The organism is Pseudomonas sp. DF11 (assembly GCF_058148565.1).
In genome coordinates, this window is sequence record NZ_JBYVYN010000017.1 from 1 (window position 1) to 21006 (window position 21006).

The window sequence follows — 21006 nt, forward strand, 5'->3', positions numbered from 1 at the left end:
ACGCTTTTGTTGCAGAAGGAACTTTCCTGCCCAGCAAACGCGGGATCCGGCGCATAACTGGCGGCACCCTCAACAACAACAGTACACCACCTATAAAGGCGTATATCGCCCACTCCTTCAGATCCGCCCGCACGATCCACAGCATATGCAGCAACCCAAGCCCGAGGATCAGATAAACCAGGCGATGCAATTTCTTCCAGCGCACACCAAGCCGTCGCTGACTGTAGCGATTGGATGTGACCGCCAGCGCCAGCAGGCCGAGAAACCCAAGCGCCCCGACAATAATGTAAGGCCGCTTGCTCAACTCGACGCCCAACTGCGACCAGTCGAACCCCAGTATGAACGCCCCATACCCACTCAAATGCAGCACCACATAAGCAAAGCACCACAACCCCAACTGCCGCCGGACAGCGATCCACCCCGCCCACCCCGTCAGCTTCTGCAGCGGCGTCATGCTCAAGGTGATCAACAACAGAATCAGCGTCCCCAACCCGAGCCGATCCACCAGGACTTTGCCCGGGTCAGGCCCCAGCGAGTTCATCAACGCCTCGTAAAGCCAGAACAACGGCCAGACCGCCGCCGCGATGAAGACGCCGATTCGCCAGACTGGAAAACGCATCAGTAGTCCTTCCTCAGGTCCATCCCTGCATACAAAGAAGCGACTTCATCCTGATAGCCGTTGAACATCAACGTATCGCGGACATTGGGGCTGAACAGCCCACTCGGCAAACGGCGCTCATGTGCCTGGGTCCAGCGCGGGTGATCGACGGTCGGATTGACGTTGGCATAGAAGCCGTACTCATCAGATGCAATGCTTTGCCAAGTCGTCTTCGGCTGCTCAGTCACCAGACTGATGCGCACAATGGACTTCACACTTTTGAACCCGTACTTCCATGGAACCACCAACCGCAGCGGCGCGCCGTTCTGGTTCGGCAACTCCCGCCCGTACATCCCCACCGCCAGGATGGCCAGCGGGTTCATCGCCTCATCCAATCGCAAGCCTTCGACATACGGCCAGTCGATCAAAGCGAAACCGGAACGCTGCCCGGGCATGGTCTTGGGATCCTGCAGGGTTTCGAAGCGGATATATTTGGCCTTGGAGGTCGGCTCGACCTGCTTGAGCAGTGCAGAGATCGGAAAGCCGATCCATGGAATGACCATCGACCAAGCCTCGACACAGCGCAATCGATAAATACGCTCTTCCAGTTGATAAGGCTTCATGAAGTCTTCCAACCCATAGCGCCCCGGCTTGCCCACCTCCCCGTCCACTACCACGCTCCAGGGCTCGGTCTTCAGCGATCCGGCATTGGCTGCCGGGTCCCCCTTGTCGGTTCCGAACTCATAGAAGTTGTTGTAATGGGTCGCGTCCTTGAACGGTGTGATGGACTCATTCTTGACCGTGACCGCCCCCCATTGGACTGAAGGCAGCTTCTCCGCAAACCAGGGCGGCGCTTTGCCGGGCTCGACATCGGCATACCGCGCCGCATCGGCAGCACGAGCCCATTGGGGCAAGCTGCTGACGGCGAGGCCAGCCAGGGTTGCACCGAGCATTTGCCGACGGGATAGATAGAGGGACTCGGGCGTGACGTCCGATTCACGGCAGTCGGACGACTTGGGGATCTTGATCAGCATGACAACTCCGCAGTATTGGAGGGCAGATGCACCAATAGACTGCGGAGTATGGGGGAAATTACATTAAGGCAACGTTTAGCGTCGGCGCAGACGCAACAAATATTGCACCGGCCCGGAGGCGGCATACCCCAGGAACACCAGCAACAGGATACGCGGTGGATCACTGAACACCACTGCGAACACCAGCACCACCGCCAGAATCGCCACGAACGGCACGCGGCCCTTCAGATCCAGCTCCTTGAAGCTGTTGTACTTGATGTTGCTGACCATCAGCATCCCGGCCGCTGCAACCAGCAACGCCACCAGGAACGACATCTTCGAACCCTGGATGCCGTAGTCGCTGAATGCCCAGACAACACCTGCCACGACACCCGCCGCGGCCGGACTGGCCAGACCGATGAAGTAGCGTTTGTCAGCCTTGCCAACCTGGGTGTTGAAACGCGCCAGGCGCAACGCCGCACCTGCCACATAGATAAAGGCGACCATCCAGCCGACCTTGCCCATGTCCCCCAGCGCCCAGCCAAACGCCAGCAAGGCGGGAGCCACGCCAAAAGCGACCATGTCGGACAGCGAATCGTATTCGGCGCCGAACGCACTCTGGGTATTGGTCATGCGGGCGACACGCCCATCCAGGCCATCGAGCACCATGGCGACGAAGATCGCAATGGCGGCGAAGGCGAAGTAACGGCTCGCCCCCGCGCTATCGCCGGCGCTCAAGGCGGCCTGGGCACTCATGGAGCTGATGATGGAATAGAAACCGGCGAACAGATTCGCGGTGGTGAACAGATTCGGCAGCAGATAGATGCCACGATGCCGGACCTTACGGCCTTCAGCGTCATGGCCTTCTTCGACGTGCTCATCGATGGGCAACAGGCTTTCGGCGTCAGGAGCCTGGCTTGGCTCGTCGGGACGTTCGCTCATGGACAATACCTTGCAACGGTGTGAAAAAATTCGACAGATGTCTGGGTCGACGGTTCGGCCGCAAACGATGCAGCTTTATACCAGAAGCCACCGCCCAAACGAAAAAACGCGGCCAAGGCCGCGTTTTTCGATCAAGCTCGCGACTTAGTTCTTGGTTTTGTCGACGATCTTGTTGGCGCTGATCCACGGCATCATCGAGCGCAGTTGCTCGCCGATGATTTCGATACCGTGGGCGGCGTTATTGCGACGCTTGGCGGTCATCGAAGGATAGCCGGTGGCGCCTTCGCTGATGAACATCTTGGCGTATTCGCCGTCCTGGATACGTTTCAGGGCGTTGCGCATGGCCTGGCGGGACTCGGCGTTGATGACTTCCGGGCCAGTCACGTACTCGCCGTACTCGGCGTTGTTGGAGATCGAGTAGTTCATGTTGGCGATGCCGCCTTCGTACATGAGGTCAACGATCAGCTTCAGTTCGTGCAGGCATTCGAAGTAAGCCATTTCTGGCGCATAACCGGCTTCAACCAGGGTTTCGAAACCGGCCTTGACCAGCTCGACGGTACCGCCACACAGAACGGCCTGCTCGCCGAACAGGTCGGTTTCGGTCTCGTCCTTGAAGGTGGTTTCGATGATGCCGGTACGACCGCCACCGACGCCAGCTGCGTAGGACAGGGCCACGTTCTTGGCGTTGCCGGACGCATCCTGGTAGATCGCGATCAGGTCAGGGATACCACCGCCCTTCACGAACTCGGAACGCACGGTGTGGCCTGGAGCCTTCGGCGCGATCATGATCACGTCGAGGTCGGAACGCGGCACAACCTGGTTGTAGTGGATCGAGAAGCCGTGGGAGAAGGCCAGGGTGGCGCCTTTCTTGATGTTCGGTTCGATTTCGTTCTTGTACAACGCGCCCTGGAACTCGTCCGGAGTCAGGATCATCACCAGGTCGGCGGCGGCAACGGCAGAAGCCACGTCGGCGACTTTCAGGCCATGGGCCTCAGCCTTGGCAACGGTGGCCGAGCCTTTACGCAGGCCGACGGTCACGTCAACGCCGGAGTCCTTCAGGTTGCACGCCTGGGCGTGACCTTGGGAACCGTAGCCGATGATGGCGACTTTCTTGCCCTGGATGATCGACAGGTCGCAGTCTTTATCGTAGAAAACTTTCATGAAATTCCCCTATATCCGGCCGTTCAGGCCATTCGCTAATTTGGTTTAGATGCTCAGTACTTTGTCGCCACGGGCAATCCCGGTGACGCCACTGCGTACGGTTTCCAGAATCGAGGCAGTACCGATCGATTGAATGAAGCTGTCGAGCTTGTCGCTGGTACCGGTCAACTGAACGGTATAGACGCTGGCGCTGACATCGACGATCTGCCCACGATAAATATCGGTAGTACGTTTGATCTCGGCGCGCTGGGCGCCGGTGGCCTTGACCTTGACCAGCATCAGTTCACGCTCGATGTGAGCGCTTTCCGACAGGTCCACCAGCTTGACCACCTCGATCAGCTTGTTCAGGTTCTTGGTGATCTGCTCGATGATTTCATCGTGCCCCACGGTGGTCAGCGTCAGACGCGACAGGGTCGGGTCTTCGGTTGGCGCCACGGTCAGGCTTTCGATGTTGTAGTTACGCTGCGAGAACAGGCCCACAACACGAGACAGCGCACCCGGTTCGTTTTCCAGAAGCAGGGAAATAATATGTCGCATGATTAGGTACGCTCCGTCTTGCTCAGCCACATATCGCGCATGGAGCCGTCTTTGATCTGCATCGGGTAGACGTGCTCGCTGGTGTCGACCGCAATATCGATCACCACCAGGCGATCCTTCATGGCGAACGCCTCCTCCATCTTCGACTTCAAATCCTTCGATTCGGTGATGCGCACGCCAACGTGACCGTAGGCCTCCGCCAGCTTGACGAAATCAGGCAGCGATTCCATGTAGGAGTGCGAGTGGCGGCTGCCGTAGCTCATGTCCTGCCATTGGCGAACCATGCCCAACACACCGTTGTTCAGGATCACGATCTTCACCGGCAAGCCGTATTGCAGGCAGGTGGACAGTTCCTGGATGTTCATCTGGATGCTGCCCTCGCCGGTAACGCAGGCGACGTCGGCATCCGGGAAGCTCAACTTGATGCCCATGGCCGCCGGGAAACCGAAGCCCATGGTGCCCAGGCCGCCGGAGTTGATCCAGCGATTGGGTTTGTCGAACTTGTAGTACTGCGCAGCGAACATCTGGTGCTGGCCCACGTCGGAGGTCACAAAGGCATCGCCCTTGGTCACTTCGCACAGGGTTTCGATCACGGTCTGCGGCTTGATCACACTGCCGTCGCCCTTATCGTAAGGGAACAGGCCACGATCGCCGCGCCATTCATCGACTTGCTTCCACCAACTGGCCACGGAGTCCTTGTTTGGAACCTCGCCGATTTCCTTGAGAATGGCGACCATTTCGGTCAGCACGCTCTCTACCGGACCGACAATCGGCACGTCTGCCTTGATGGTCTTGGAGATGGAAGCCGGGTCGATGTCGATGTGGATGATCTTGGCATTCGGGCAGAATTTCGCCGCGCCGTTGATGACACGGTCGTCGAAACGCGCGCCGACCGCCAGGATCACATCGGCGTGGTGCATCGCCAGGTTGGCGGTGTAGCTGCCGTGCATGCCGAGCATACCGATGAACTGACGGTCGGAACCCGGGAACGCGCCCAGGCCCATCAGCGTATTGGTGACCGGCAGGTTGAGCATTTTCGCCAGTTCGGTCAGCGGCGCGGAGCCACCACCGAGGATCACGCCACCACCGGAGTACAGCACAGGGCGCTTGGCCGCCAGCAGCATTTCGGCTGCCTTGCGGATTTGCCCGGAGTGACCACGGACGGCGGGGCTGTAGGAACGCAGCTTGGCTTTTTTCGGGAAGATGTATTCGAACTTCTCGGCCGGGTTGGTCATGTCTTTCGGGACATCGACCACGACCGGGCCCGGACGACCGGATTCCGCCAGGTAGAAGGCTTTCTTCATGACCTCCGGGATTTCCGACGCGTGCTTGATCATGAAGCTGTGCTTCACGATCGGCCGGGAGATACCGATCATGTCGGTTTCCTGGAACGCATCGGTACCCACCATGGTGCTGGGCACCTGGCCGGAGATGATCACCATCGGGATGGAGTCCATGTACGCGGTGGCGATACCGGTGATGGCGTTCGTGGCGCCTGGACCGGAAGTCACCAATACCACGCCGGCCTTGCCGGTGGCACGGGCATAGCCGTCAGCCATATGGGTGGCCGCCTGCTCGTGACGAACCAGGATGTGGGTCACTTCCGGTTCTTTGAACAGGGCATCATAGACATGAAGAAGAGCACCACCGGGGTACCCGTAGATATATTTGACGCCTTCGTCACGCAAAAAGCGGACGAGCATCTCACCGCCAGATAAAAGCTCCACGTTGTTCACCTCTAAAACGCCAGAATACCGACCCACAAAGAGGGGACGGGTCTTAATAGGTTTACTTCTCGGCAGAGCATGAGCGACGGTGGTCGCCGACTACGTCAGCACTGACTGAGCAAGTATTGGGATCGTCCCAAGTGTTGCGGGCCTTTCCCACCCAGCGCGAGGTAACGCGTTGCGGGTGTAACAGGTCGGCGCGGATGTGCGCCTCATGATCTGCCGAGTGGGTCTGCTTCTGGCAGTCCCTCTACAGCGGACTTTGGATTCTTCTGTTTCGCCTTCTGCAAGTCAAGTCGTCAATGTGCTTTATTCGAAGTAAGCGCATGAGAACGCAAGAAAAAACCTTTAAACGGCAACTGTGTTAGCTTCAATTGCGCAACCCATGACAAGGAAACAGCATGCGAATGATCTTCCTGACGGCCAGCCTGCTGGTTGGCCTGAGCCCGATGTGCATGGCCGGCCAGGTCTACAAATGGGTAGACGCTCAGGGCGTTACCCACTTCGGCGCCCAGCCACCCGAAGGCGCTGAGGCTACCACCGTGATCAAGTCCTCACCGTCCGTCACCAAACCGCCAGCGCCGCCTTCCGGTGGCCCCATTGGTGACCAGAAAGCGATCGATAAAGAGGTCAAGAAACAGATTGCCGAGCAGGAAGCCCAACTCAAGGCATTTTGCGAGCAGGCCAGGACCAACCTGGCGCAGTTGCAAAATAACCCGAGGGTTCGCGAGGACGTAGAAGGGGAAATGCGCCGCCTCACTGACGAAGAGCGGCGCCAGCGCATCGAGGAAACGCGCAAGCAGATCGAGGAACACTGCCAGTAACGTCGGTCAGCCGACGTTACTGATCATCTGATCGAACTGCGCCAACAGCCGCTGCAACGCCACGCCCTGCCCTGGCCGCTGGGCATAGACCATTTCAGCCATGGCCAGGATGCCCGAGGCGTTGGGCAGCGGCAGGTCATTTTCCAGGATGGTTTTCATCCGCGGCAGGAAAATCCATTGCAGCCATTGCTCGAAGTCCAGGGTGTCGACCGCAAACGGCTCGACACTGGCCAACGCTTGCGCCGAAGGCGAAACGTCGCTCCACCAGCCCTGGACACGCAATTCCCGCTCGATCAGCAACAACTGATCGGCGATCTGGGGGAAACGCGTATCCATCAGAGCGAAACCTTGGCCTTCTGACGGGCCAACGCCGCGCCAGCGGAATCGCCTTGTTTCTCACGAGCCTGGGCGATCAGTTCCCACAGGCTGGCCTGAAGCGCCGGGCGACCGCTGGAGAATGTCAGACCACGCCGGGCCAGTTGTTCGGCTTGCGGCGCATCGCCCTGGGCCATGCGCACCTGGGCCAGGCGATACAGAACCTGGGGCTCGCGCGGCGCCACACGCTGGGCACGTTCCAGGCTGGAGGACGCACCGTTGAGGTCGCCGCCGGCCTGTTGCTGTTGCGCCGTGGTCAGCAGGGCCAACACCGGGCCGTCCAGTTGCTCATCGGCGGACAATCCACCGGCGCCTGCCGACGGGATGCTGCTCGGCGTCGAAGGCATGCTGTAACTGCCCTGATCGATCGGCGAGGTCTCGATAGGGCCCGGGGTAATCGGGCCCGGCGTGATCGGCGTGCTGCTGATCGGCGCCGAGGTCGTCGCGCCACCACCGGGCACCATCACGACGACACCGCTGTCCCCCTGGGGAATCGCCTGGGCCTGCCCCTGCACCGGCCGCTTCACCGTCGTTTGCCGGAAACCGCCGTTGGCCGAGACCCGCTCACTGTTGGAAACAGCTGTGCCGGAGTCAACGACCGGAATCGAACCGCGCTGTACGGTAGAGCAACCACTGAGCAAAGCCACGGCGGTTACCGCTGGAATCAACCACTTGTTCACTTGAAACCCTCTTTGCTTAATTCATCCAGTCCTTGACCCAATCCATCACCGATTCGGCGGGATTCGTGCCGCCGCAGGCAGCACCGGGTGGCGGCTCGCTGCCGCGAATATACGGCATCTGCACGGCGCCTGGGCAATTGGCATCGGAGCCTTGCCCCGTGCGCGAATCCACCCAAGCCTGAACGATATTGTCCGGTTGCGGCATGTCCAGCGGCAACGGGTCGGCCTTGCGCATGAAACTGGTCCAGACCTGCAACGCACCGGTGGCACCAGTGAACGGGGTCTTGCCGTTGTCATCACGTCCGAGCCAGACCACCGCCAGCAGGTCCTGGCTGAAGCCGGCGAACCAACTGTCACGCGAATCATTACTGGTGCCGGTCTTGCCCGCCAGGTTCAGGGTCCGGGGCAACACGTTATAGACCGAACTGCCGGTCCCTTCGCGCATGACCCGCTGCATGGCGCTCTGGATCAGATAAATGGAAGCCGGATCGAAACGCTGCTGGATCTGGAACGGATAACGCTTGAGCGGCTCGCCATCGGCAGTCAGCACGCTGCGGATCCCGCGCATCGGCGTATTGAAACCGCCGTTGGCCAGCGTCTGGTACATGGCGGCCACTTCGATTGGCGTGAGGCCACCGGCCCCCAGCAACATCGATGGGAACGCCGGGAACTCGCGGCTTACCCCCAGGCGTGCCAGGGTCTTGAGCACGTTCGGCACGCCGACCTCCAACCCGAGGCGAGCCGTCGACAGGTTGTAGGAATGCGCCAGGCCCTGGTAGAGGAACACCGTGCCGTGGGAACGACGATCATAATTCTGCGGTTTCCAGACCTGCCCATCCGCCCCCTTGACCGAAAACGTCTCATCCGACAACCAACTGGTCAGCGTGTACTGGCTCGGTTTTTCCAGCGCGGTGAGGTACACCGCCGGCTTGATCAGCGAGCCAATCGGGCGCACCGCGTCCAGGGCCCGGTTGAACCCGGCGAAACTGGCCTGCCGGCTGCCGATCATGGCCTGGACTTCGCCGGTTTCCGGGTTGGTCACCACCATGGCCGCTTCGACTTCGTCAGCGCCCTTGCGCCCGCCCAGCCGCTTGAAGGTGTCCTCGACCGAGGCTTCGGCCTTCATCTGCAGGATCGGGTCGAAGCTGGTGAAGATACGCAGGCCTTCTTCGGTCAAGTCCTCGTCGCGGTAGTCTTCGCGCAACTGACGCTTGACCAGGTCCATGAAGCCGGGGAACGAGCTGTCCGCCAGGCTGCCGCGCTTGGTCACGCCCAATGGCATCTTCTTCGCCGCTTCGACTTGCTCGGCGGTCGCCACGCCTTGCTGTTGCAGCAGGTCGAGCACCAGGTTGCGCCGCTCGAGGGCTCGCTCCGGATAACGCCGGGGGTTGTAGGAAGACGGCCCCTTGACCATGCCCACCAGCAACGCCACCTGATGCAGCTTGAGCTCGGACAGCGGCTGGCTGAAGAAGAACTGGCTGGCAAGGCCGAAACCGTGCACCGCCCGTTGACCGTCCTGGCCGATAAATACCTCGTTGAGGTAGGCCTCCAGGATCTCCTGCTTGTCGTAATGCAGTTCCAGCAACAACGCCATCATGGCTTCGGTGAGCTTGCGGGTCAGGCTGCGCTCGTTGGTCAGGTAGAAGTTCTTGACCAACTGCTGGGTCAGGGTACTGCCGCCCTGGCGCATATGGCCCGAGGACGTGTTGACCCAGACGGCCCGGGCAATCGACTTGGGCGAGACACCGAAGTGATGATAGAAGTCGCGGTCTTCGACGGCGATCAACGTATCGAGCAGGAACGGCGGCACCTGGTCGATCTTGATCAGGATCCGGTCTTCGAGGTTCTTGGGGTACAAGCCACCAATGAGCAGCGGCTCGAGGCGCACCACCGACAGGCTCGCGTTGTTGGCACCGGTCAGTGCAGCGACATAATCGCCGGAAAAACGCACCCGCACCGGTTGCGCCTGCTCCATGCCTTCATAGAACTGGAAGCCACGGGTGTTGAGGTCGATGGTATTGCCATTGACCGAGGCCGCGCCCGGGCCATTGGCCACGCTTTCACGGCGATATCCCAAGGCATCGAGCTCGGTCAGGAAATCATCCTTGCTCAGCTTTTGTCCGACGAACAGCTCCAACGGCCGGGCATACACCTTGGCCGGAATGGTCCAGCGCTTGCCGGAGAATTTCTCCTGGACCACGGCATCGAGGTAGACCGCAAAACCGGCGAGCACGACGAGGCCCACGAGGCTGAGTTTAAGGGCCCAGCCCAGCCAGGGCCGCAGGCGGCTGGCGGGTGGTTTCTTGGGGGTACGGGGGGATCGGGTACGAGTCATGGCGGCGGATTATACGCACTTTGCCGCGGTTCAACATGAGCCCGACGAGGTTTGCGTTAACGCGGCTAGCGGCCATAATGACGGCCTTGAATTTTCCAGTCTCTGAAGGACCGCCCGTGAGCCAATCCCTGATCGCTGCCCTGCAAAACCCGGCCCTCTACCCGCATCCCGTCGAAGGGTTCCAGGTCATCGAGACCCACATTTCCTGGGTATTGCTCACCGGGCCATACGCCTACAAATTCAAGAAACCGGTCAACTTCGGCTTCCTCGATTTCACCAGCCTCGACGCGCGCAAACATTTCTGTGGCGAGGAGTTGCGCCTGAACCAGCGCCTGACCCAGGACCTGTACCTGGACGTCCTGCCGATTACCGGCAGCGCCGAAGCGCCACAACTGGGTGGCGACGGCCCGGCCATCGAATACGCCCTGAAAATGCGCCAGTTCCCCCAGAGCCAATTGCTCAGCACGCTGCAAGCCAACGGCGAACTGACCACCACGCACATCGATGAGATGGCCGCGCAAATCGCCCGGTTCCACCTCTCCACGCCCAAGGTACCCGCCGAGAACGACGCCGGCACCCCGCAAAGCGTGATGGCTCCGGTGCTGCAGAACTTCGAACAGATCCGCCCATTCCTCAACGACAAGGCCGACCTGCTGCAACTCGAAGCGCTGCAAGCCTGGGCCGAGACCAGTTTCGAACGCCTCAAGCCGCTGTTCGCCCAGCGCAAGGCCGAAGGTTTCATCCGCGAATGCCACGGCGATATCCACCTGGGCAACGCCACTGTGATCGACGGCAGGGTGGTGATCTTCGATTGCATCGAGTTCAACGAACCGTTCCGCTTCACCGACGTCTACGCCGACACCGCGTTCCTGGCGATGGACCTGGAGGACCGCGGCCTCAAGTCGCTGGCCCGGCGCTTCGTCAGCCAGTACCTGGAACTGACCGGTGACTACCAGGGCCTGGAACTGCTGAACTTCTATAAAGCCTATCGCGCCCTTGTCCGGGCAAAAGTCGCGCTGTTCAGCATGCCGGCCGAAGCCGATCCGGTGCAGCGCGCCACCACCCTGCGCCAGTACCGCAACTACGCCAACCTGGCCGAAAGCTACAGCACCATTCCGTCGCGCTTCCTGGCCATCACCCACGGCGTTTCGGCCGTCGGCAAAAGCCATGTCGCGATGCGCCTGGTCGAAGCACTGGGCGCCATTCGCCTGCGTTCGGACGTAGAGCGCAAGCGCCTGTTCGGCCAGCAACAGATACCCAACGACCCACAGGCCGGCATTTATAACAGCGACGCCAGCAACGCCACCTATGCCCGCCTGCACGAAATCGCCAACGTGATCCTGCGCGCCGGATTCCCGGTGGTGGTCGATGCCACTTACCTCAAGCGCGATCAGCGTGACGCCGCGGCGAAAATCGCCGAGGCCACCGGCGCCCCGTTCCTGATCCTCGACTGCGATGCACCGCAAGCGGTCATCGAAAGCCGGCTGGCCCAGCGCCAGGCCGACCAGAACGACCCTTCCGATGCGAACCTGGCGGTCATTGCTGCCCAACAGTCCAGCCGTGAAGCCCTTACTCCGGCGGAAATCCTCTGCAGCAAACGGGTGCAAACCAATGAAAGCGGCACGCTCGACGTCGTGGTCGCGCAAATCCGCCAGCGCCTGCCCGGCCTGTAGGTAACTATTTGGGCCGTGAAGCGATGCCCGGCTTCACGGCCACCAAATAGTGGCACTATACTGGCGTCATAAAACCAACAGGTGATATGAAATGAGCCTTCCCAAGCTTCTCAATACCCCGCTTTATGCCTTGCTGCGCAAAGACGATATCGCCGGGTTCAACAGCGAACGCCCACAAGGTCCGGTCGACATGCGCGGCGGCGACTTTCGAGGCCTTGATCTGCGGGAACTGAACGCGGACGACGTTGACTTCAGCGACGCCTACTTCCGCTCCGCCGATTTGCGTGGCATCGATTTTCGCAAGTCGTCACTGGAAGGCGCGAGCCTGGCCCATGCGCAAATATCCGGCGCCTACTTCCCGCCCGAACTGTCTGCGGACGAAATCCTGATGTCGATGAACTTCGGCACCCGCCTGCGCTATCGCACCCGCTGATACGGTGGAAACCGGGTAAGCCGACATGCGGCGAACCCACCACAGTCCGAACTGAGCTCCAGCGCCCCCGCCCGCGCTGGACGATGCGCTGTGCCGCACGTTCCCTCTATCGTGCGTAATGCATTAGAAGCTTTTGCATTGAATCCCACCAAAGAATCACGCTTTTCCTACTGACCGCTACACTGCTCAGAAGCTTGCCCAATGCACCATTCGGCCGTCGCAAGGAGGCTCGATGAATGATGAATTGCAACACCTGAAGAATCTGGGCAAGACATCAGCCCAGTGGCTGCATGCCGTCGGCATTCACAGCGCCTCGGATCTACGCCGGCTTGGTGCGGTGGACGCTTATCGGGCCGTGCGCACGCGCGGCTTCCGGGCTTCCAAGGTGTTGTTGTACGCCATCGAAGGCGCGTTGATGGATGTGCACTGGAACGACATCCCCGCCGAACGCAAGGAAGCCCTGAACAAGCAGCTGGACGCCATTTCGACGCGTCATAAAGCCTGACGGCCCCTTGTTTGTCGAATGGCGCCATAACCGACCAGGTTATTTCTGCGAATCGTAAAACAATGTTTGACATGGTAATGAGAATCGCTATGATTACCACATCCGGTCGCGAGACTGGTCGATATTTGAACAGCCCTTGGTTCGGACTCTCAGATATCTCCTCATCAGGCTAATCACGGTTATTTGACCCGGCTTTTGCCGGGTCTTTTTTTGCCTGTAGAAATTGCCTGTAGAAAATCATTTTCCGGCGTGTTCACGCATCTGAGCGCAGTAATCCTGGGTTGGCATGGCCGGCGTGTACCACACGTAATCCGCCATGGCCGACGTTACGTCACTGCCCTCCTCGGCCAGCATCAGGACGATCGGTGCCTCGCTGGCGCCAAGATCCACTGCATGCAGCGGCACACCGACATCCTTTCGAGCATGCCAGGCACCGGCGAACAATAATGCCGGCGTCGGCGCTTGCAGCAGGCGTTCGGCCATGCGCCGGTCACGCTGTTGCTGCACAGCCAGCATCGCTGGCATTTGCGACTCCGGTAGCAAACCGCAGTGGGATTCACGGATCTGTCCCAACAACGCCGCCTTGACTGTGGTCGCATTGGAGCGATCGCCCATCAAGCTGGGAGGTTGTCGATAGAAACGCTGGATCTCGGCGGCGTCCAGATTGGCGGCCAGCAACGGATAGCGTTGCGCCAGGGCAAACTCGACCACGGGCCCGTACAGGCTCCAATCCCAGCCGGGCGACCAGGCCAGCGCCTCGGGCAGATCCTTTGGCAAGGCGGGTAACTGGCGGACCGAATCGACGCGTGGCTGTTGGGAGGGAGTGAGCATTTCCAGCAACAGGCTGCCCTGGGCCCGCTGTCCGGCCAAAGCCTGGAGCAGCCATACCTGCAGTGTATGGTGATCGCGATTGTCGTGCCGCTCCCCCACCACCACCCGAGGCGCCTTTGCCAGGCGTTCGATCAACGCCTGGGGCGCCACGGCCTGGCCATTGTGCAAATCACGGATTCGTCCGCCAAGCGGGGGCGGTGCGATGCTCTGGCACGCCGTCAGTACACTCAATGCCAGAATCAGGAGCAGGCGCACGTCGGTATCCTCAAGGGAGCCCTCAGCGGGCAATGATCAATGGATGCCCACGCTCCGGATGGTCTTGCACCAACACTTCCAGGCCAAACACCGCCTTGAGCGATTCCGGGCGCAGCACCTGCCGGGGCGTATCCAGGGCCACCGGCCGACCGGACGCGAGCAGCAACAGGCGATCACAGTAACGCGCCGCCAGGTTCAGGTCATGCAGGATCACCAACACGGCAGCGCCGCGACTGGCGAACTCACGCACCGCCTGGAGGATGGTGTGCTGATGCAGCGGGTCGAGCATCGAGGTCGGCTCGTCCAGCAACAGGGTTTGCCCCGCCTCACCCGGCCACAACTGCGTCAATACCCGCGCCAGATGTAGCCGCTGGCGCTCGCCGCCGGACAACGCCAGGTAACTGCGACCGTGCAGATGCGCGGCATCCGCCGCTTGCAGCGCCTCGGCGACGATTTGCTCGTCGCGCAGCCGACCACTCTGGTGCGGCAGGCGCCCCATGCCGACGACTTCCTCGACCCGGAAGGCAAAATCCAGGGTCGAGGATTGCGGCAACACCGCCAGGCGACGAGCACGCTCGGCACCGTGCCACTGGGCCAGTGGCCGATCATCGAGCCAGACCTGTCCCTGGGCCGGGCGCAACTCGCCGCACAGGCCCGCCAGCAAGGTACTTTTGCCCGCACCGTTGGGCCCGAGCACACCGAGCACTTCACCAGGATTGAGCAGCAGATCGATGTCCGCCAGCACGGTTTTCCGGCCACGCTGAATGTGCAGGTTCTGCGCTCGCAGCATCAGGCGCGCCCTCGCACCAATAGATAAAGGAAGAACGGTGCCCCGATGAAGGCCGTGACAATACCGATCGGCAATTCCGCAGGGGCCAGTGCCAGGCGCGCCACCAGGTCGGCGAACAGCAACAGGCTTGCCCCCGCCAACACAGAGGCAGGCAGCAACACACGATGGTCGGGGCCGGCCACCAGTCGCACCAGATGTGGCACCACCAGCCCGACGAAACCGATCATGCCCGCCGCCGCCACCGCCGCGCCAACCCCCATCGCCGTACAAAACACCAGTTCACGCTTGAGACCTTCGACGTCGACGCCCAAATGGGCCGCCTCGGACTCCCCCAGTAACAGCGCATTGAGCGCCCGGGCCCGCCGTGGCAACCAGAGCGCCACAGCGGCACTGACCAGCAACAGCGGCCACAATCGCGCATAGCTGGCGCCGTTGAGACTGCCCAGGTTCCAGAACGTCAGGGTGCGCAGGGTCGCGTCGTCCGCCAGGTAGGTGAACAGGCCGACGGCCGAGCCGGACAGTGCGGTCAGGGCAATACCGGCCAGGAGCATGGTCGCGACGTGGGTCTGGCCATTGCGTCGACCAAGACGATAGACCAGCGCCGTAACGCCAAGCCCACCGAGGAATGCACACAACGACAACACGTAGGGGCCAAAAGCTTCGGGCAACCCACCCAGCGCCGAGCCACCGACAATGGCGAACGCGGCGCCCAGTGCCGCACCGCTGGATACGCCCACCAGCCCCGGGTCGGCCAATGGGTTGCGAAACAGCCCCTGCATCGCCACACCGGACAATGCCAACACCCCGCCCACCGCCAACCCCAGCAAGGTGCGCGGCAAACGGATCTGGCCGAGGATCAGTTCGGCCTGTTCCAGGCCATCGGCAGCCACCGGCAAACCCAGCAGGCGTAGGGCGGCGCGCAAGGTGTCGAGCAGCGGCAAACTCACCGGCCCCAGGGCCAGGGACAGCCAGGTCGCCAGCAGACACAACAGGCTCAGGCCGATGAACAAGGTGCGAGGTTTGACCAACGAAGTCATGGCGCCGTAGCCGACACAGCCGGATAGAACCCCGCCGTCAGTTTCTCCAGGCTTTGTGGCAACCGTGGACCCAGCCCGCCCACCAATAACGTCGGGTCCAGCTCCATGACGCGCCCATCCCTGGCAGCCCGGGTCGAGGACAGAATCGGGTTTTCCTTGAACAACGCCGCCCGCGCTTCTTCACCGCTCAAGGCGCGGTCGGCGAAGACCAGCACTTCAGGATTCAGACCGGCCAGGCTCTCCACGGAAAAAGACTTGTAGCCGCCGTGGGTCGCCAGGTTGTGCCCCCCGGCCTGCCGCAACAGCCAGTCAGCGGCGGTATCCTTGCCGGCCACCATTAACTTGCCGCCGGAACTTCCCAGCAACAGCAACACGCCGGGAGCCTTTTGCTTGAGCTGGACTTCCCGCACCCGGGCAGCTTGCCGGTCCAGCTGTTGTTGATAACCTTGGAACAACTGCGCGGCTTGGGCCTCGCCCCCCAGCAGTTGCCCCAAGTGCCGTAAATTGCCTTGAAGGGTCGGCAGGTCAGGCGTGGCCGAGAACAGTTCGACCTGCACGCCAGCGTTACGAATCTGTGCCAGCACCGGTGGTGGCCCCATTTCTTCGGTCCCCACCAGAATCTGCGGACGCAGGCTCAGCACCCCCTCCGCCGACAGTTGTCGCTGGTAGCCAATACTGGGCAGGGCCCGTAAGGACTCAGGATGCTGGCTGGTGGTGTCCACGCCCACCAGCTTCGACTCGCCCCCCAACGCACTGACCCACTCCGACAACGCGCCACCGGCGCTGACCCAGCGTTGCGGTAATTCGGCCGCGCTGGCCCCCTGGTTGATCAACAGTGCGGCACAGAGCGCAACAACACGGATGTTCAGGCGCATAGGACGGCGTCCTCAAGGAAGTTTTTCACAGGACCGGGCGTGGCCAAGTATCCTCACCCATCTGCGAAGGAGGCGCCATTTGATAATTGTTTTCATTTGACCGTCAAGCATAGACATCTGTGGCATGAACCTCTGTGGGAGCGAGCCTGCTCGCGATAGCGGTGTGTCAGTCGCATTAAGGCTGGCTGATCCACCGCTATCGCGAGCAGGCTCGCTCCCACAGGGGACTTTTCAACACAAATATAGAGATACACATGAAGTTTCTTTGTACCACCGCCGAAGTGCCCGACAACGGCAGTCGCGGTTTCGATCTGGATGGGCGCAAGGTGCTGACCGTGCGGCGCGCCGGCCAGGTGTATGCCTATCTCAACCGCTGCCCGCACCGTGGCGTGCCGCTGGAATGGCAACCCGACCAGTTCCTCGACCCCAGCGCCAGCCTGATCCAGTGTGCCACGCACGGCGCGCTGTTCCTGATCGAAAGCGGTGAATGCGTGGCCGGGCCCTGCGCCGGCCAGTTCCTGACGGCCCTAGATAGCCGGGAGGACGAGCAAGGCATCTGGGTCCAGCTCTAGCGGCTCGAGCAACACTGGCAACGCGCGGTCGACCCACATCTGCTCGGGCGTCAGCATGACCCCATAGGCCAGCACCTCCACACCCGCCGCCACCGCGTCACGCAGGGCAGCGGCGTACACCGGGTCGATTTCCTGTGCCGGGCGCACCGCTTCGATGCCGCTCAGGTTCACACAATACAATTGCACCGCCCGCACGCCTTCCCGGGCCAGACAGGCGAGTTCCCTCAGGTGCTTGGCGCCGCGCAGGGTCACCGCATCGGGAAACGCCGCCACGTTGGTGCCATCGAAACCCAGCGTGACGCTTTTGACTTCGACCCAGGCCGAGCCTCGATCGTAGTCCAGGCGAAAATCGATTCGGCTGTTCTCCACGCCATAAGCCACTTCACGCTTGAGCCCGATAAACCCGTTCAATTCGCTGATGACCCCGGCGCGCAAGGCCTCTTCGACCAACCCGTTGGCCCGCGCGGTATTGATGCAGGCGAGCCGTCCCTGAGGGGTTTCACCGATTTCCCAGGTACCGGGCAACTTGCGCTTGGGGTCGCTGGAGCGACTGAACCAGACGCGCGCGCCCTGCGCCATGCAGTTGAGCATCGAGCCGGTGTTAGGGCAGTGAATGGTGAGCAGTTCGCCGTGAACGGTCTCGATATCCGCGAGAAAACGTTTGTAACGTCGAATCAAGCGACCTTCTTCCAACGCAGGGGAAAAACGCATCAGCCTTGCCAGCTCCGTAGTCCACGTTCGATTCGCGCCACGGCTTCCTGGAGCCGCGGCAGGCTCTGGGTGTAGGCGAACCGCACATGGTGACCGGCCTGATGGCGGCCGAAATCCAGACCCGGCGTGAAGGCCACGTGTTCGGTTTCCAGGAAGTGCTGGCAGAACGCGAAGGCGTCTCCGCCGAACGCGCTGATGTCGGCATACAGGTAAAACGCCCCTTCCGGCTCCACCGCGATACCGAAGCCCAATTCACGCAAGGCCGGCAGTAGAAAGTCACGGCGCAGGGCGAACTCGGCCCGCCGCTGCTCGAAGATTTCGATGGTCGCGGGCTCGAAACAGGCCAGGGCGGCGTACTGGGCCATGCTCGGCGCGCTGATGTAGAGGTTCTGCGCGAGCTTTTCCAGCTCGCCGACGGCCGCCGACGGGGCCACCAGCCAGCCAAGCCGCCAACCGGTCATGCCGAAATACTTGGAGAAACTGTTGAGGACAAAGGCCTCGTCGTCGACTTCCAGCACACTGGCGGCATCGGTGCCGTAGGTCAGGCCGTGATAGATCTCGTCCACCACCAGATGACCGTTATGCCCCTTGATGGCCTTGGACAACCCCGCCAGTTCGTCCCGGGTGAGAATCGTCCCGGTAGGGTTGGCCGGCGAGGCCACCAACGCACCGACGCTGTCCTGGTCCCAATGCCGGTTCACCAGGTCCGGCGTCAATTGGTAACGCACCTCCGGCCCCACGGGCACCAATTGCGCCGCACCTTCGACCAGACGCAGGAAATGACGGTTGCAGGGATAACCGGGGTCAGCCAGCAGCCAATGCTTGCCTGGGTCCACCAGCAAGGCGCTGGCCAGCAGCAATGCGCCGGAGCCGCCTGGGGTCACGAGGATGCGTCGCGGGTCAATCTCCACCCCATAGCGCTGGCCGTAGAAACCGGCGATGGCCTCGCGCAGCTCGGGAATGCCGCGGGCCGCGGTGTAGCGGGTCTTGCCCGCCGCCAGCGCAGCCTGACCGGCCTGGATGATCGGCTCGGCGGTGGTGAAGTCCGGCTCGCCGATCTCCAGGTGGATGACGTCATGCCCGGCGGCCTGCAGCTCGTTGGCACGGGCCAGCAGCGCCATCACATGGAAAGGTTCGATGGCGCGGCTGCGCGCACTGTAGGGCTGAGCCATTGGCCTTCCTTCAGGAAAAAAAGAACCGATTCTACCCAACTCTCCCGCCAAGTCAGAAACAACTGCGGGAACGAGCGCGAACCGAAAGCGGTCTGAGGCCGTGAATTGCAGGAAATGACTCCCGCGATTGGCCCAGGCTTGACTAGAATCAAGCATTGAGCAGGTTTACATCCCCACCGAAGCGAACCCAGTCACGTTTTACAGGCCCCGGCCGCCGCAGGCTCGACAACCGGGAGTAGCGCGGCCCGATTTGATCTGGTAAGTTCGCCCGCTTGCAGCCGCAGGGCCGGCAGGTGTCGGTGATGGAGCAATCCTGCGTAGTGGATTACAAGAGTAGAGGCGGTCCATTCATGCCCACCCAAGCAAAGCAAAACCCAAATAACACGCTCAGCGGGTTTGAGCCTTACGTCCCGCAAGCTGGCGAAGAGTACATGGGCGCCCCCATGCGCGCGCACTTCACCAAGATCCTGAACAAGTGGAAACAGGACTTGATGCAGGAAGTCGACCGCACCGTGGATCACATGAAAGACGAAGCGGCCAACTTCCCGGACCCGGCCGACCGTGCCAGTCAGGAAGAAGAGTTCAGCCTCGAACTGCGCGCCCGTGATCGCGAACGCAAGCTCATCAAGAAAATCGACAAGACCCTGCAACTGATCGAAGACGAAGAATACGGTTGGTGCGAGTCCTGCGGCATCGAGATCGGCATTCGCCGCCTGGAAGCCCGCCCAACCGCCGACCTGTGCATCGACTGCAAGACCCTGGCGGAAATCAAGGAAAAACAGGTCGGCAAGTAATCGCCGGGGCTGTTACAAAAACGGAGCGTTCATACGCTCCGTTTTTTGTTTTTGGCACCTGACCACCATCCTGAACCTTGCGAAATCCTGTGGGAGCGGGCTCGCTCGCGAATGCGGTGGAGCATTCAACATCTGTGTCGACTGATCCACCGCATTCGCGAGCAAGCCCGCTCCCACAAATGCGCCTCTGCCAGATCCAAGCTAGTAATATTCCCCTATGACTACCGCCCCCTACATCGGTCGCTTCGCCCCCACCCCCAGCGGCCACTTGCATTTCGGCTCGCTGGTCGCCGCCCTGGCGTCGTACCTGGATGCCCGGGCCGTGGGCGGGCGCTGGCTGCTGCGCATGGAGGACCTCGACCCACCCCGGGAGGAACCGGGCGCACAAGCAGCGATTCTCAAGGCGCTGGAAAGCTACGGGTTTGAGTGGGACGGCGAAATGGTCCGCCAGAGCGAGCGCCATGCTGCCTATGACCAGATCATCAACCGGCTGTTCAGCCAGGGCCTGGCCTATGCCTGCACCTGTTCGCGCAAACAACTGGAGCCGTATCAGGGCATTTATCCGGGACTGTGCCGCAACGCCGGGCACGGCACCGAGGACGCCGCCATCCGCCTGCGCGTCCCCGAACTTGAATATCACTTTACCGACCGGGTCCAGGGCGAGTTCCGCCAGCACCTGGGCCGTGAGGTCGGCGATTTCGTGATCCGCCGCCGCGACGGGCTCTACGCCTATCAACTGGCCGTGGTCCTGGACGACGCCTGGCAGGGGGTAACCGATATCGTGCGCGGTGCCGACCTGCTGGACTCCACGCCACGCCAGCTCTACCTGCAAGAATTGCTCGGATTGCCACAACCGCGTTACCTGCACGTGCCGTTGATCACCCAGCCCGACGGGCACAAGCTGGGCAAATCCTATCGTTCACCGCCCCTGGCGGCCGACCAGGCCACACCGCTGCTGTTACGGGCGTTGCGCGCGCTGGGCCAGCAACCGGGCCTCGAACTGGTCGATGCCAGCCCCCGGGAACTGTTGGCCTGGGGCATTGGCCACTGGGACGCGGGCAAGATCCCGCGCACACTGAGCCTGCCCGAAGCGCAAATACGTTGACGGCCCTTGCAGCTTGGCGCCCATCCGTTACCATCGCCGCACGTTTTCGGGCACGCGCATA

General features: G+C 61.5%; 22 protein-coding genes. 7 read left to right on the forward strand and 15 right to left on the reverse strand.

Annotated elements, in window-relative coordinates; translation table 11 throughout:
* The 6 genes from msrQ to AC30D9_RS28800 all read right to left on the reverse strand — a co-directional run.
* The coding region (msrQ, locus tag AC30D9_RS28775; RefSeq protein ID WP_490145336.1) for a protein-methionine-sulfoxide reductase heme-binding subunit MsrQ at positions 1 to 619 on the reverse strand (619 nt) is incomplete at its 3' end.
* Positions 619 to 1632 (reverse strand): protein-methionine-sulfoxide reductase catalytic subunit MsrP, encoded by a 1014-nt coding sequence (gene msrP / locus AC30D9_RS28780; RefSeq protein WP_134925840.1) that lies wholly within the window; start codon positions 1630 to 1632, stop codon positions 619 to 621. The genes msrQ and msrP, both read right to left, overlap by 1 nt.
* A gap of 75 nt (positions 1633 to 1707) precedes the next feature.
* Positions 1708 to 2553: a CDP-diacylglycerol--serine O-phosphatidyltransferase gene (gene pssA, locus AC30D9_RS28785; RefSeq protein WP_134925841.1), complete on the reverse strand. Its 846-nt coding sequence runs from the start codon at positions 2551 to 2553 to the stop codon at positions 1708 to 1710.
* Positions 2554 to 2697: 144 nt separating this feature from the next.
* Entirely contained in the window at positions 2698 to 3714 is a 1017-nt protein-coding gene (gene ilvC / locus AC30D9_RS28790; protein WP_109756335.1) for a ketol-acid reductoisomerase, read from the reverse strand.
* A 45-nt stretch (positions 3715 to 3759) separates the two neighbouring features.
* Positions 3760 to 4251 carry an acetolactate synthase small subunit gene (gene ilvN, locus AC30D9_RS28795; RefSeq protein WP_003205610.1) on the reverse strand — a complete coding sequence of 164 codons (492 nt, stop codon included), beginning with the start codon at positions 4249 to 4251 and terminating at the stop codon, positions 3760 to 3762.
* Positions 4252 to 4253: 2 nt separating this feature from the next.
* Positions 4254 to 5978 carry an acetolactate synthase 3 large subunit gene (locus AC30D9_RS28800; protein ID WP_116834279.1) on the reverse strand — a complete coding sequence of 575 codons (1725 nt, stop codon included), beginning with the start codon at positions 5976 to 5978 and terminating at the stop codon, positions 4254 to 4256.
* Between the two features lie 401 nt (positions 5979 to 6379).
* Here AC30D9_RS28800 and AC30D9_RS28805 point away from each other — a divergent pair, with 401 nt between their 5' ends.
* The gene (locus tag AC30D9_RS28805; protein ID WP_307576453.1) at positions 6380 to 6802 is read left to right on the forward strand and encodes a DUF4124 domain-containing protein; all 423 of its coding nucleotides are present in this window, start codon (positions 6380 to 6382) and stop codon (positions 6800 to 6802) included.
* 6 nt (positions 6803 to 6808) lie between these two features.
* On the opposite strand, the gene AC30D9_RS28810 is transcribed toward AC30D9_RS28805, so the two are convergent.
* Genes AC30D9_RS28810 through mrcB form a run of 3 tightly spaced genes read right to left on the reverse strand, consistent with a single transcriptional unit; the run spans position 6809 to position 10192 of the window.
* The gene (locus AC30D9_RS28810) at positions 6809 to 7138 is read right to left on the reverse strand and encodes a YqcC family protein (RefSeq protein WP_116833458.1); all 330 of its coding nucleotides are present in this window, start codon (positions 7136 to 7138) and stop codon (positions 6809 to 6811) included.
* Positions 7138 to 7857, reverse strand: a complete 720-nt coding sequence (locus AC30D9_RS28815) for a tetratricopeptide repeat protein (RefSeq protein ID WP_490145337.1) — start codon at positions 7855 to 7857, stop codon at positions 7138 to 7140. Before AC30D9_RS28815 ends, AC30D9_RS28810 begins: the two co-directional genes overlap by 1 nt.
* A gap of 16 nt (positions 7858 to 7873) precedes the next feature.
* Positions 7874 to 10192 carry a penicillin-binding protein 1B gene (mrcB, locus tag AC30D9_RS28820; protein ID WP_490145338.1) on the reverse strand — a complete coding sequence of 773 codons (2319 nt, stop codon included), beginning with the start codon at positions 10190 to 10192 and terminating at the stop codon, positions 7874 to 7876.
* A 116-nt stretch (positions 10193 to 10308) separates the two neighbouring features.
* Between mrcB and AC30D9_RS28825 the strand changes: the two genes are divergently transcribed.
* From AC30D9_RS28825 to AC30D9_RS28835, 3 genes are all read left to right on the forward strand, one after another.
* Positions 10309 to 11865 carry a bifunctional aminoglycoside phosphotransferase/ATP-binding protein gene (locus tag AC30D9_RS28825; protein ID WP_307576450.1) on the forward strand — a complete coding sequence of 519 codons (1557 nt, stop codon included), beginning with the start codon at positions 10309 to 10311 and terminating at the stop codon, positions 11863 to 11865.
* 91 nt (positions 11866 to 11956) lie between these two features.
* Positions 11957 to 12298, forward strand: a complete 342-nt coding sequence (locus tag AC30D9_RS28830; protein ID WP_063324353.1) for a pentapeptide repeat-containing protein — start codon at positions 11957 to 11959, stop codon at positions 12296 to 12298.
* A gap of 232 nt (positions 12299 to 12530) precedes the next feature.
* Positions 12531 to 12803 carry a TfoX/Sxy family protein gene (locus AC30D9_RS28835; RefSeq protein WP_003205623.1) on the forward strand — a complete coding sequence of 91 codons (273 nt, stop codon included), beginning with the start codon at positions 12531 to 12533 and terminating at the stop codon, positions 12801 to 12803.
* Positions 12804 to 13040: 237 nt separating this feature from the next.
* Here AC30D9_RS28835 and AC30D9_RS28840 read toward each other — a convergent pair whose 3' ends face one another.
* Genes AC30D9_RS28840 through AC30D9_RS28855 form a run of 4 tightly spaced genes read right to left on the reverse strand, consistent with a single transcriptional unit; the run spans position 13041 to position 16591 of the window.
* Positions 13041 to 13889 (reverse strand): ChaN family lipoprotein, encoded by an 849-nt coding sequence (locus AC30D9_RS28840; RefSeq protein ID WP_490145339.1) that lies wholly within the window; start codon positions 13887 to 13889, stop codon positions 13041 to 13043.
* Positions 13890 to 13911: 22 nt separating this feature from the next.
* Positions 13912 to 14679 (reverse strand): heme ABC transporter ATP-binding protein, encoded by a 768-nt coding sequence (locus tag AC30D9_RS28845; RefSeq protein ID WP_490145340.1) that lies wholly within the window; start codon positions 14677 to 14679, stop codon positions 13912 to 13914.
* Positions 14679 to 15662: a FecCD family ABC transporter permease gene (locus AC30D9_RS28850; RefSeq protein ID WP_167659397.1), complete on the reverse strand. Its 984-nt coding sequence runs from the start codon at positions 15660 to 15662 to the stop codon at positions 14679 to 14681. Before AC30D9_RS28850 ends, AC30D9_RS28845 begins: the two co-directional genes overlap by 1 nt.
* 50 nt (positions 15663 to 15712) lie before the next feature.
* Positions 15713 to 16591 carry a heme/hemin ABC transporter substrate-binding protein gene (locus AC30D9_RS28855; protein ID WP_307576443.1) on the reverse strand — a complete coding sequence of 293 codons (879 nt, stop codon included), beginning with the start codon at positions 16589 to 16591 and terminating at the stop codon, positions 15713 to 15715.
* Between the two features lie 254 nt (positions 16592 to 16845).
* On the opposite strand from AC30D9_RS28855, the gene AC30D9_RS28860 reads away from it, so the two are divergent.
* Positions 16846 to 17163 carry a Rieske (2Fe-2S) protein gene (locus AC30D9_RS28860; RefSeq protein WP_490145341.1) on the forward strand — a complete coding sequence of 106 codons (318 nt, stop codon included), beginning with the start codon at positions 16846 to 16848 and terminating at the stop codon, positions 17161 to 17163.
* On the opposite strand, the gene sfsA is transcribed toward AC30D9_RS28860, so the two are convergent.
* Positions 17119 to 17874: a DNA/RNA nuclease SfsA gene (sfsA, locus tag AC30D9_RS28865; RefSeq protein WP_490145342.1), complete on the reverse strand. Its 756-nt coding sequence runs from the start codon at positions 17872 to 17874 to the stop codon at positions 17119 to 17121. The two genes, AC30D9_RS28860 and sfsA, sit on opposite strands and share 45 nt — an antisense overlap.
* Positions 17874 to 19046, reverse strand: coding sequence for a pyridoxal phosphate-dependent aminotransferase (locus AC30D9_RS28870; RefSeq protein WP_134925850.1), 1173 nt, complete (start codon positions 19044 to 19046; stop codon positions 17874 to 17876). Before AC30D9_RS28870 ends, sfsA begins: the two co-directional genes overlap by 1 nt.
* Before the next feature lie 350 nt (positions 19047 to 19396).
* Here AC30D9_RS28870 and dksA point away from each other — a divergent pair, with 350 nt between their 5' ends.
* On the forward strand, positions 19397 to 19840 hold the full coding sequence (gene dksA, locus AC30D9_RS28875; protein WP_109756347.1) for an RNA polymerase-binding protein DksA: 444 nt from the start codon (positions 19397 to 19399) through the stop codon (positions 19838 to 19840).
* Positions 19841 to 20057: 217 nt separating this feature from the next.
* Entirely contained in the window at positions 20058 to 20945 is an 888-nt protein-coding gene (gene gluQRS / locus AC30D9_RS28880) for a tRNA glutamyl-Q(34) synthetase GluQRS (RefSeq protein WP_490145343.1), read from the forward strand.
* Positions 20946 to 21006 lie beyond the last annotated feature (61 nt).